The sequence below is a fragment of the Xylophilus sp. genome (assembly GCA_009914555.1).
GTDB lineage: Bacteria > Pseudomonadota > Gammaproteobacteria > Burkholderiales > Burkholderiaceae_C > WNDY01.
This window is the reverse complement of the sequence record WNDY01000089.1, coordinates 1-11,777: the sequence shown is the minus strand read 5'-3', so window position 1 is coordinate 11,777 and position 11,777 is coordinate 1. Positions and strand designations below refer to the sequence as shown.

Here is an 11,777-nt window from a genome sequence, read left to right as displayed (position 1 = left end):
GTCGCCTACCGCCGCAGGAACATCATCGAACGCGCCTTCTGCCGCCTCAAGGACTGGCGGCGCGTCGCAACCCGATATGACAAGCTTATGATCAACTTCGCAGCAACATGCTACATCGCAGCTATCGTCACTTGGTGGCTCAATTAAGTCTGGAGCCTAGAGGACTTGTTCAAGTTTATTAAGCCGTGAACTCATAATTCGAAATCAGCTGTTGCGGATAATACGGATAAGGCGCTAGATTTGCGCAATGAAAACTGACCTTGTAATAGATAATATGCTCTCAGGCACGGGCGTGCGAGATACGATCGTGGGTGGATACATCGCGCCGGATGCCATAGGACTGTAGATTCAGCTGATTGCCGATATAACTACTTGGCAGCGAAGATATGAAGAAGCGTAATTTGCAGGATTTCCCGCAAACACCTAGCGCGGAAACTTGAGCCCAAGATTCTGCCGCAGTGTCTTGCCCTCGTATTCTGTCCTGAAGCGACCACGTCGACGTAGTTCCGGAACGACAAGTTCAATGAAGTCTTTCAGGCCTCCAGACGCAATCGGTGGCATGATGTTGAAGCCGTCCGCCCCAAAATTGTCGAACCGCTCTTCCATCACATCTGCAATGTGCTCCGGTTTTCCAACGACTTGCCAATGCCCCCGTGCCCCAGCGATGCGCAAGTACAGCTGTCGGATAGTCAATTGCTCGCGGCGGGCCAGTTCAACGATTAGTGTCTACCTGCTCTTAGTCCAGTTGGTTTCTGGCATATCCGGGAGCGGACCATCCAAGAGGTAGCCGGAAAGATCGAAACCACCAGAGAATCTGGACAAGAAGTCCAGGCCCACATCGGGTTGAACAAGAGCCTGCAGCTCCTCGAACTTCTCATCGGCTTCCGCTTGGGTCTTTCCTACAACCGGAAATATTCCCGGCATAATCTTCAGATCGTCATCGGAGCGTCCGTATTTGAGCAATCGCCCTTTCACGTCCGAATAGTACCGAGTAGATTCCTCAAGCGTGATTTGGGCCGCAAACACAAGCTCCGCCGTCCGCGCAGCCAGCTCCTTGCCGGGCTCCGAGGCACCAGCCTGAACAAGCACAGGGTGTCCTTGCTCTGATCGTGCCACGTTCAATGGACCGCGTACCCTGAAGTGCTTTCCACGGTGATCCAACGTCCGCACCTTGTCTGGATGGAAATATTCGCCCGTCTCCCTGTCTCGGATAAATGCGTCATCGTCCCATGATCGCCAGAGGTCAAGCACAACGTCAGCGAACTCCTCGGCACGCTCGTAGCGATCGGCATGAAGTATCTGGCCATCATGTCCGAAATTAAGGCTCGCCTTGGGATCTGGCGAAGTGACCAGGTTCCAACCAGCACGGCCGTTAGAGAGACGATCGAGAGATGCGAACTGCCGAGCTAGGTTGAAGGGTTCGGTATAAGTAGCCGAAGCAGTCGCTATTAGACCGATGTTATTCGTCACAGCGGCAAGGGCGGACAGCAGCGCGATGGGCTCGAATGGAAGCACCCCATTGTGCGCTTTCCGACTGGCGGCCGCCAGCTTTTCCAATCTTACCTCCAGGCTGTCAGCCAGGAAAACTGCGTCAAACTTTGCATCTTCCGCCATACGGGTGAGAGCAACATAATCGGCAAGCTCGGTCCCCTGCATTGCTTCCTTGTGTCGCCATGCCGCCACATGATGACCGGTAAACAGCAAGAAGGCACCAAGTTTCATTTGGTCTTTGCGCTTTGTCATAGCTATTTCGCCAAGCTGATGAGTGGAACGTGGTCGGTCGTTGGGAGCTGCAAGGCTGCCTCAAGCAATTGCCGGGTATAGGAATGGGAAGGAGTGGTGAAGATTTTTGAACTGTCACCTGTCTCAACGATGGCGCCCTTCTGGAGCACAATTATCCTATCGCAGAAATTGCTGACGACGTTCAAATCATGACTGATAAACAGATAGCTCATTCCTAACTGGCGCCTCAGCTCGCCTAGCAGTTCAAGGATCGCGGCCTGGATGGATACATCCAAGGAAGCTGTTGGCTCATCCAAGACCAGCAATTCGGGCTCAACGGCGATGGCCCTTGCGATGCCGACCCTTGCTTTTTGACCGCCCGATAGCTGGTGTGGCAGGCGATCCAGCAGCGAACGAGAAACCTGGACTTGATCCGCGAGCATTTCAACACGTTTTCTCAACTCCGAGCCACTCAAACCGGTGAGCCTACGCAGCGGATCTGCGATAGATGCGAAAACTGTTCTATGCGGGACAAGGCTATCGGTCGGGTCTTGGAAAACCAACTGGATCTTTGATCGCGTCGGTGAACGGTAAAAGTCCTGCGCGGCAATTCGGCCGATCTTCTCGCCATGGAATTCGATCGAACCGCTGTCGCGATCGATAAGCCGTGACACCAACCTTGCGATCGTGCTTTTTCCCGATCCTGACTCGCCAACGAGCCCGACGCATTCGTTCTGCCCAACTGCGAACGAGACATTATTGACGGATCTGTGGCCAGCAAACGTCTTGGCCAGATCCGACACTGCCAACAGTGGCTTTCGTGTCGCGGTGTTTGGATTTCCGCCAGAGAGACGTGGGGTCGCCTCAACAAGGGTCCTTGCGTAGTCTGTCCTCGGAGCTGTCAAGACATCAATCGTCGATCCCTGTTCAACGATGGCCCCGTTTCGCATGACAATGACGCGATCCGTGTATGCGCCCGCCAGAGCTAGATCGTGAGTGATCAAGATCAGCGACATATTCCGCGCAAGGACGATATCGTTGAGCAAGGCCATGATGGTTTGTTGGGTCGTGACATCCAAGCCTGTGGTTGGCTCGTCGGCGATCAATAGTTGCGGCTCACAGGCAATCGCCAGCGCCAACATCGCACGTTGGCACATCCCACCAGACAACTGATGGGGATACGCGTAAAACTGCCTTTCCGGCGATGGGAACCTCACGTCCTCAAGCAATTCAAGCGCTCAGGCCTTGGCGGTCCGGTGGGACACTCTCGTATGCGCGAGAATGGTATCGATGATCTGGTCGCCAATGCCGCGAACCGGGTTGAGGGCTGCCCGCGCATTCTGAAATACAATAGAGGCAAAGCGACCACGCAGGCCTCTTATCTCCGTGTTGGATGCGGTCGCGACATTCCTCCCACCAAGAAGGATCTTACCACCAGCAAACTTGGCGCCTTGGGGCAAGAGAGAAAGCGCAGCCATAACCGTGGTCGTCTTTCCAGAGCCGCTTTCGCCTACGATCGCCAGCTTTTCGCCCGGGCGAACTTTCAGAGAAACGTTGGAAACCGCGAGAGCGGAGCCGCGCGACGTCGTAAACTCGATTGACAGATCCTCAATTGCTAAGAGGGGGGCGCTCATTGGCGTTGCCTTGGGTCAAATAAATTTCGTAGGCGGTCGCCCATCGCGTTGAAGGTGAGGACCACGAACATCAGCATTGCGCCCGGGCACACGACAAGCCACCAGTCGCTGCTGGTGATGTACTGGGCTCCCTCGGCTATCATGATCCCCCATTCCGGCGTCGGGGGCTGGATGCCAAGACCGAGAAACGACAGGGCCGCGGCATTCAAAAGCGCCCAACCAAGATTCAGTGAGACCTGCACTGCCAGGATGGGCAGTATGCTTGGCATGAGGAAATTGAGAATGATGCGGCCGTGGCCGTTACCGGACAGACGCGCGGCCTCCACCCAGCCGCTGCTCTTGCGGGAGTTGATTTCGGATCGGGTGACGCGGATGTAGAATGGCAGATTGATGATTGCTGTGGCGTAAATGATATTGCTAACGCCGCTTCCGACAGCAGCAACCAGAAGCATCGCGAGAATGAATAGAGGGAAGGACATGAGGATATCGACTGCGCGTCCCACCAGCTTGTCTGCCCATCCGCCATAATAGCCGACCAGTGCGCCGGTGATCGCACCGATAAGAAGTGATAGGAATACTGCAGAAAGCACGATCAACAGGTCTAGTTGCGTGGCAACAAGGAGGCGGGCGAAGACATCTCTTCCGATCTGGTCGGTACCAGCCCAATGTTGCCAGCTAGGCGGATGCAAGGCCTGCGAAACGTTGGACAGAAGCGGATCGTATGGAACGATGGCAGGTCCGATCAGCGCGGTCGCCAGCAGTATGAACACGCAGCACGGCGTAACATAAGATTCCCTATTAGCCCAGCGTGTTGCAGCATAGGTCGACGTCCCAGTTTTGCTCATCCCATCGATATCCTTGGATCAGCAACCCCGGCGAGAATATCCACGAGGAGGTTGAACAAGAGGTACACGACAGCCACCAGAACAATAAATCCCTGGACCGGCGCGAAGTCTCCAGACAGAAGTGCGTCCGTTGCGTAGGCGCAAATCCCTGGCCAGGCAAAGACCTTCTCGACGACGACGCTGCCGCCGAGAAGTGAAGCCACTCTCGTTCCAAGCGTGGTCAAAACGGGGGAGAACGGCGTTTCGAAGCCCATAGACGATTACCACACGGAAGCTGGAGAGGCCGAGTGACCGTGCTGTGCGGATATAGTCGCTGCTGAGCACGCCTAACATCGACGTCCTCGTGATACGTGCGACAGGCGGCAAGGCGAAAAATGTCAGCGTCAACACCGGAAGCGCCAGTTGCCCAATCGCGGAGGCAAACGTGTCGAAATCCCTGGCAAGCAATATGTCGATCAGCAGTAGACCCGTTACGGTCGGAGGCGTAACGGCAAACATGTCGAGGCGCCCGGTCGGAGCGGGTGCCCAATCTGCCAGATAGTAAAAGAGGTAGACAAGAACCAAGCCCGTCACGAAGGCAGGGAGCGTGATCCAAATGGAGCAAACCAGGCGGATGAGATGGTCGACCAGGGAGCCTTGGCGTAGCGCAGCCAAGATCCCGAGGCCCATACCTCCCACAAGAGTTAGAACAAAGCTTAAGGCGATCAATTCGATTGACGCTGGAAGCCTATCAGCCAAATCTGCTGCCACGGGTCTGCCGGTGGACAGTGATGTTCCCAGGTTACCTTTCCCAAGATCTGTCAGGTAGAGAGCGAATTGCTCGATCAGGGGGCGGTCGAGGTGAAGTTGTGAGCGGAGTGCTGCCACATCCTGCTGGCTCGCGGACGGGGAAGAGGCGAACGCAGCGGCTGGATCACCTGGCAAAACCCGGAGGGCGACGAAAATGAGGACAAGCACGCCGAATAGTGCCGGGACTGCCGACACTATTCGAAGGGAAACCATGCGCCATATCCCGCTCGCCATCCGCAATCGACCGACCTACGAGACACGCTTCAGGTCACGGGGGTCGACCAGATTGTGGAACCAGGTGGTGAAGCCCGAGATTGACGTCGCCGTCACAACTTCCTGGGTAGGGCGCCAAAGTAGGATGGCGGGAGCCTCCTCGTATACCAAGCTGATCAGCCGCTTTGCATATTCCTCATACTTCGCCGGATCGGCCTCGTAGTGCGCCTTGGCGAGAATATCCGTCACCTCCGCGTTGTCCCACTGAGAAATATTCCACCTTTGGCCGGACGCGAAGAAGATCCGGAAGAAGTAATCGACCGCCGGGAATATCGAGAATGTGCGCTCCATCATCAACGGCAGCCGCTTGTTGGCCGTTGTCTCGGACCATTGGGCGTCGGGCAGGGGCTCAATCTGGATGGTGATCCCGATCTTGGCCAACGCCTCCTGGACAAGCACGGAAGGCGAGGCCGCGAAAGAAGCCTTGTTGATGTTGTAATGGAGCTTCGTCGTGAAGCCGTTTGGAAATCCCGCCGCGGCAAGCTCCTTCTTCGCTTCCTCGATATCCGTGTGCCATGGCAAGGCTTGCGGATAAGAACCAGAGGGAGGCGACTTATCCCATTTGGCGCCAAAGAGCGGAACACCCTGTCCAGATGCGCCGTTCGCGAACAAGTCATCGTATGGAAGTGCCAGAGAGATGGCTTTTCGAACCCGGATATTATCGAACGGAGCCAGCTTGGTGTTGAACACCAAGTAGGTAAACCCACCCGGCATCGGTGTCGCGATCGTCCTCACTTCCTTGTTTGATTTCAAAGCGGCAAACGTTTCGGGCACCAGGTTCAGCGTGACGTCAGCGTCGCCCTTTGCAATAAGGTTGGCCCGTGTGGACGCATCGGGGACAGTTTGAATGATGACCTTGGGAAATGGGGGCAATGGTGCACTCTTCCAGGCATCGTGGCGTGCGAGAACAAGCTGACGGCCCTGTGCGTAAGACTCAACCTTGTAAGCACCGCCACCGGCTTCATTGGCAAGCAACCACGTTTCTCCCCAAGGTTCGTCGGCAGCCTTGTTTTTCTGCACCAGCTTCGAGTTATAGATTGGCGCGAACATCGAGGCGAGGTTAGGGAGAACCAGATGGTCCGGCTTTTCCAGCTTGATCTGGAAAGTCAAATCGTCAATTGCTGTAAACTGCTTGGGATCAGTGAGCGACCCGGTCTGGAGTTGGCCCTTACCCATACCCTTGCCGGATACCGCTCGGTCGAGCGACCATTTGACGTCGTGCGCCGTTACGGGACGACCATCATGGAACACAGCGCCTTGGCGAAGGTAGAAGGTATAGGTCAGGCTGTCGGCGCTGACTTCGAAGCGTTCGGCCAACTCTCCCTCGATCTTGTTATAGTCGAAGACGAAACTTTCGGGCGTCGAACCGGGAAGGCGTTCAAACCGAACAAGCCGGTCATAGATGCTTGCTCCAAGAACGACAGAGTCGGCCGAAGCACCAAGGCCAATTGGATCCAGGGAATTAAAAGTGCCGCCGGTGATGTAGCGCAGTGTATCTTGCCTGGATTGCGCAAGCACCGTCCCGCTGCTGCCGAGATAAATCAAGGGCAGGGCCGTACCTGCGAGCCCCATGAAATTTCGCCTACTGATCGTCGTCATTGTTGAATTTTCCTTCAGGATATCAGCGCAAGGGTACGGCCGTCGCCTCAAGGGTCGACGGCGTATGGTTCTGTTGAGGGATCGAAAGTCCGAAATGGTCGCGAAGGGTGCGGCCTTCATAATGCGTGCGAAATATGCCCTTGGCTCGCAGAATCGGTACAACTTCGTCAACGAAGACGGACAGCCCATCCGGCAAGACGTCTGGCATCAAATTGAAGCCATCGGCCGCTCCGGCGAGGAACCACGCTTCAATGTCGTCTGCGATCGTTCTCGGCGTTCCGACCAGAAAGCGATGCCCGGTACTACCACCGAGACGCCGGATCAACTGACGGACCGTGAGATTGTCGCGTCGAGCGGCGGAAAGCGTCGCACCCGAAAAGGTACGGTCGCCATTGGGTGGTGTGACAATATCATTGGGCAAGGGTTTGTCGAGTTCAAGTCGATCGACGTCGATGCGAAAAAGCACGGTCAGACGATCGAGGGCTGAGGTCTCGGGGAAAAGGCCCCACAATTCATCTTCACGGCGCTTGACCTCGGATTCATCAGAGCCAATCAATGTCGATAACCCAGGCATGACCAAGATTGGATCTGTTCGCCCAAAACCGACGGCACGGCGACGGATGTCCGTCGTGAACTCAACGCCCTCGTCAATCGTCTGCGCTATGGAGAAGATCGCGTCGGCGTGCTTGGCTGCGAGATCCCGGCCATCATCTGAACCTCCAGCCTGCAACAAGACCGGGTAGCCCTGGACTGAGCGTGGAAGACTTAGCGAGCCTTGAACGCTATAGAATTCATCTTTATGTGCTATGTCGTGGACGCGATCCGTATCAATGAAGATGCCTGTCGACTTATCCCCGACGAATGCCCCGTCTTCCCAGCTGTCCCAAAGCTTCTTGACAACTCGAGTGAAAGCGTCGGCCCGGACGTAGCGTTCGTGGTGCGGTGGCTGCTGTTTGTATCCAAAATTGCGGGCTGCGCTTGCATCCGCCGTGGTGACAACATTCCATCCGCAACGGCCTTGGCTCATGTGATCGAGACTGAGAAGTCGGCGTGCCAGATTGTAGGGGTCATTAAAGGTCGTGGATGCGGTGGCAATCAAGCCGATCCTATTTGTCACAACCGCCATGGCCGCGAGGACCAGCGTCGGCTCCAAAGCCTGATAGGGTCGAAAGCGCGGAACCCCGGCCATGACCGGAATGTCAGCCATGAAAACGGCATCGAACGTCCCACGCTCGGCCGTCTTCGCGATTTCCAGGAAATGGTTCATGTCAAGGAATGCCGCCGGATTGCTCCACGAGGCACGCCAAGCCGCTCCGTGGAAGCCGGAGTTCAATGCGTTGACATTCAAATGGAGTTCACGACGTGTCATTTGCGCTCGGTTTACCTCGTTGTCTAATGCTTTCAGGTGGTGGATCAGAAGAAACCATTGTCGGGTATGAGGGTGCCATCTAGCTCAAACTTGCCGATATGGAGCGCCTTGTAGGAAGCAGGGTTGTGCGAGATCAGGGTACGGATGTTGCGCCAGTGTCGATCCAGGTTCTCAGCTCGCTTGGTCGCGGAGGCGCCTCCAACGTCGAAAATCTTGGAAGCCGCGTTGAGCGCAAGATTGTCGATAACCACCTTCGCCTTGGCTGCCGCAAGTGAGGCTGCATGTCGCTCCACCGAGGCATTGCCGCCCGAGGCTGCTACTTTGTCCACGAGGTCCAAGGCATCGGCCGCTGCGAGCACCAGCGCCTCAGTCGCGAACGCCGCACTTGAAATCTCACCTAGATCTTGGAGCAGGATCGGGTCTTCAGTGGGCAAGACGGTAGGCGCGTGCGAAAAACTCCGTTCCCGGCGAGCAATCAGGGCTCCGGCCTCATTCGCAGCGGCCCTGGCGACCCCGGTAGCAACCGCTGTCACCAGGATATGACCCAGCGTCGTGTTATAGGGAGTGCGATAGTCGTCTTCGGCTTCGTCTGAAAAGACTTCGTCCTCGTTGACTTCCACATTTTCCAGGAATGTCGAGCCCGACCCTGTCAGGCGTTGGCCAATCCCGTCCCAATCATCGACCAGGCGAACGCCAGCACGCTTCGTCGGCAATACCACCGATGCTTTCGGGCCGTCAGCCCAGGCCGCGCGGATGAGGATGTAATCCGCGTACAGGCTGCCGGTGCTGTAGTATTTGGAGCCGCTAATTCGCAAACCGTCTTCTGTTTTGGAAACTGTCGTCGACACCAGGCCCGCTCCGACGGTCTTATGAAGCTCTCCTGCACCCAATCCAAAGATCAAGCCTTCAGAAACAAGCTCCGTCCATTTGGCGCTGCCCTTGACATGAGGCTGAGCGTAAAGCTCCACGAAAGAGTAATGGTTTCGAAGTATGTGCGCGACGTTCGGGTCGGCGGCGGCAAGATCAATTATGAAGGAAAGCAGCTGCCGGTAGGTGTATCCCGCGCCACCCGTATGCGTTGGAAGGCGCAAAGCCCCTAGTCGAAGATTTCGAACCGCTTCAATCAACTCGAAAGGCAGTTGGCGCTCGCTGTCCCGAGTGGACGCGCCTTCCGCGACCTGCGTGATGAACGCGCTCAAGTCGAAATCTGATCTGTCCGAAACATCTCTTAAAGCAGTGATCGTCATTTACCTGATCGCTTTCTAACGAAGGCTCGTCTTACGCGTTCGTCATCCTGGTGACCCTAGTGACAAGGTTGCTCGTTTGATCTCTAATATTGCTGTGAGGCCGGTCGCGGTCGCGAGTCCGCCAGCAGCTCAATCGATCGCTGCCGCAACGCATGGCCGACCGCTGGGGTATCGATCATGAATTCGTTTATGTGATGCTCGCGTGCCAAATAGGCCAATTCTTGATGCACAGTTTCGGCCGTGCCGTGGAGAAGGGTAGGGCGGCGCTCTTCCAGCGTATATTCAGTAGTTCCGCTTTGCCTGGCAAACTCCGCACCCCGCTCAGGGCTCCCCACCAGTTGGGTTGTGCCATTTTTAAGTTTGACGACGAAAACCTTCAGCTGTGATGCCAGCTCTGCCGCTTTGGCCTGGGTGTCGGATACGAGAGCTGCGAGACCGAGGATGGCCGAGCGTCCGCCACTCTGCTCGCGAAAGGTCGCAAGGCTCGTCCGCATATTTTCCGCATCACCATTCAGATGACCCGCGAACACAAAATCCCAGCCATGAGAGGCGGCAAGACTGGCACTCTGGGGACTAGCGCTAAGAACATAGCGTCGGGGACCTTGGTCTGGCTTTGGGCCAGCATAGGGCGAGCTACGCTCGGACACATGGCCGTGACCTTGATCGAGAAGTGCCGAAAGCTCAGAAAGCTGCTGCTCAAAATCTGGCTTCGATGAACGATATGCCTGGAGTGCGGCTGTTGAATAGGGAAGCCCTCCAGGTGTCTTGCCCACACCAAGGTCAACACGGCCCGGCGCCAACGAGGAAAGGACGTTGAAAACCTCTGCGACCTTGTACGGCGCGTAGTGCTGCAGCATTACACCGCCTGAGCCGACCTGAATTCGCGAGGTATTCGCAAGAATCCAGGAGATAATGATCTCGGGCGCCGAACATGCAAGTTCGTTAGAGCCAGGATGTTCAGCAACCCATATACGCTCGTATCCAAGCTTCTCGGCTAGTGTCGCGATCTGGATGGTGTTCGAAAGGGCAATCGAAGGGCTGTCGCCCTCGGCTACGGGGCTCTTGTCTAAGAGACTGAGGTTGTACACAATTTGACCGTTCTCTTAGCGGCTAACCAGCGCAGCCAGCCGGTGAGAGGCTGGTTTGAAGAGGTTTGCATATGCCCAACGACAGATCTGAGTAATTTCGGTTGCGTCCGAATGCCTTGCCCTAAGAGAAAGTTGGTGCAAAGTCGGGTTTATATTTGATCCTGAACGTTAGCATGCTTATTTCTCGGGAGGTTAATCGAGTAATTATATAGATTAAAGCAAAATTACCCCACTTGCTCAGTCAACCTTAGAAAATTTGCCCGAACGCGAAAATCCACGCCAATTGGCCGAGAGCAATCGACTATCGACGGGCTTGAAACTATTTGGCTCTCAGATGCGCAGAGACAGGACTTGGCCGACCATCGAGTTTGGCAACAACCGACAATTAAATAACGCAGCTAACCGTGTTGATCAAAGCCTCACAGCGATCAGTGCCCAACTCTGCTCGCGGCAAATACCGAAATCCTGGAGAGGCCTTGACGTTCTTTGGGGTGAAAGCGAACAGCGTCGTCGTGGATGTCGAAGAGCATCGCGGGAAACCCGACCAGCCCCAGGACCCACTCGCCAAGTTAGGCTATGTCCGCCAGGACGTCGCTATCGGATTCGCTGAGGTAGGCGGATTTAAATTCGTCGGCAGCTCAGAGGTAAATGCCAACCCGAAGGATACGAAGGACTATCCTGGTGGGGTTTGGACGCTACCGCCATCTTATAAGCTCGGCCAAGAAGATCATGCGAAGTATGAGGCGATCAGTGAGAGCGACCGCTTTATCCTGAAATTTCAGAAACCCTAGATTCGGCCATTGGATGGTATGCCTCCGGTCCGTCAAGCCAAGCACTTGACCATTGATCGGTCGAGCAGGCCAAGAACCTCTCGTTTCTTCGCGTCGAATGCGGCCGACGTGCGGTCGCGCTTTCTCGGCAAATCAATCGCTATCTCATCCCGAATACGGCCAGGCCGGGGTAGCATTACGACGACCTTATCGGCGAGGGCGACGGCCTCTTCGATATCGTGGGTCACGATCACCAGCGTCGGCTGTAGCTCGTCCCAGACATAGAGAAGGTGATCCTGAAGGCAGCCGCGCATTAGGCTCCAGACTCAATTGAGCCACCAAGTGACGATAGCTGCGATGTAGCATGTTGCTGCGAAGTTGATCATAAGCTTGTCATATCGGGTTGCGACGCGCCGCCAGTCCTTGAGGCGGCAGAAGGCG

9 protein-coding genes and 5 pseudogenes are annotated in these 11,777 nt (G+C 55.8%); 2 read left to right on the top strand and 12 right to left on the bottom strand.

All coding sequences use genetic code 11. The annotated features are described in order from the left end of the window. Window positions 1-147: pseudogene (locus GAK38_RS22195) on the top strand (IS5/IS1182 family transposase); the annotation flags it as partial. Between the two features lie 276 nt (window positions 148-423). On the opposite strand, the pseudogene GAK38_RS22190 reads toward GAK38_RS22195, so the two are convergent. The 10 genes and pseudogenes from GAK38_RS22190 to GAK38_RS22150 form a co-directional block, all read right to left on the bottom strand. After that, window positions 424-1,743, bottom strand: a pseudogene (locus tag GAK38_RS22190) (LLM class flavin-dependent oxidoreductase). A 2-nt stretch (window positions 1,744-1,745) separates the two neighbouring features. Further along, window positions 1,746-1,955, bottom strand: a complete 210-nt coding sequence (locus tag GAK38_RS22185; RefSeq protein ID WP_325347089.1) for a hypothetical protein — start codon at window positions 1,953-1,955, stop codon at window positions 1,746-1,748. Window positions 1,956-2,033: 78 nt separating this feature from the next. Then, window positions 2,034-3,356: pseudogene (locus tag GAK38_RS22180) on the bottom strand (ATP-binding cassette domain-containing protein); the annotation flags it as partial. Beyond that, window positions 3,353-4,126: an ABC transporter permease gene (locus GAK38_RS22175; protein WP_325347088.1), complete on the bottom strand. Its 774-nt coding sequence runs from the start codon at window positions 4,124-4,126 to the stop codon at window positions 3,353-3,355. The gene GAK38_RS22175 and the pseudogene GAK38_RS22180, both read right to left, overlap by 4 nt. Window positions 4,127-4,197: 71 nt before the next feature. After that, entirely contained in the window at window positions 4,198-4,455 is a 258-nt protein-coding gene (locus GAK38_RS22170; RefSeq protein ID WP_325347087.1) for an ABC transporter permease subunit, read from the bottom strand. A 40-nt stretch (window positions 4,456-4,495) separates the two neighbouring features. Next, window positions 4,496-5,203, bottom strand: a pseudogene (locus GAK38_RS24030) (ABC transporter permease); the annotation flags it as partial. Window positions 5,204-5,239: 36 nt separating this feature from the next. Beyond that, window positions 5,240-6,862, bottom strand: coding sequence for an ABC transporter substrate-binding protein (locus tag GAK38_RS22165; protein ID WP_325347086.1), 1,623 nt, complete (start codon window positions 6,860-6,862; stop codon window positions 5,240-5,242). Between the two features lie 22 nt (window positions 6,863-6,884). After that, window positions 6,885-8,231, bottom strand: coding sequence for an LLM class flavin-dependent oxidoreductase (locus GAK38_RS22160; RefSeq protein ID WP_325347085.1), 1,347 nt, complete (start codon window positions 8,229-8,231; stop codon window positions 6,885-6,887). A gap of 44 nt (window positions 8,232-8,275) precedes the next feature. Next, the gene (locus GAK38_RS22155) at window positions 8,276-9,478 is read right to left on the bottom strand and encodes an acyl-CoA dehydrogenase (RefSeq protein WP_325347084.1); all 1,203 of its coding nucleotides are present in this window, start codon (window positions 9,476-9,478) and stop codon (window positions 8,276-8,278) included. Window positions 9,479-9,561: 83 nt separating this feature from the next. Continuing rightward, window positions 9,562-10,566 carry an MsnO8 family LLM class oxidoreductase gene (locus GAK38_RS22150; RefSeq protein WP_325347083.1) on the bottom strand — a complete coding sequence of 335 codons (1,005 nt, stop codon included), beginning with the start codon at window positions 10,564-10,566 and terminating at the stop codon, window positions 9,562-9,564. Window positions 10,567-10,970: 404 nt separating this feature from the next. On the opposite strand from GAK38_RS22150, the gene GAK38_RS22145 reads away from it, so the two are divergent. Beyond that, window positions 10,971-11,357, top strand: a complete 387-nt coding sequence (locus GAK38_RS22145; protein WP_325347082.1) for a hypothetical protein — start codon at window positions 10,971-10,973, stop codon at window positions 11,355-11,357. A gap of 32 nt (window positions 11,358-11,389) precedes the next feature. On the opposite strand, the gene GAK38_RS22140 is transcribed toward GAK38_RS22145, so the two are convergent. Beyond that, a complete protein-coding gene (locus tag GAK38_RS22140; RefSeq protein ID WP_325347081.1) occupies window positions 11,390-11,590 on the bottom strand; it encodes a hypothetical protein in 201 nt (66 codons plus the stop codon). 72 nt (window positions 11,591-11,662) lie between these two features. Further along, window positions 11,663-11,777: pseudogene (locus GAK38_RS22135) on the bottom strand (IS5/IS1182 family transposase); the annotation flags it as partial.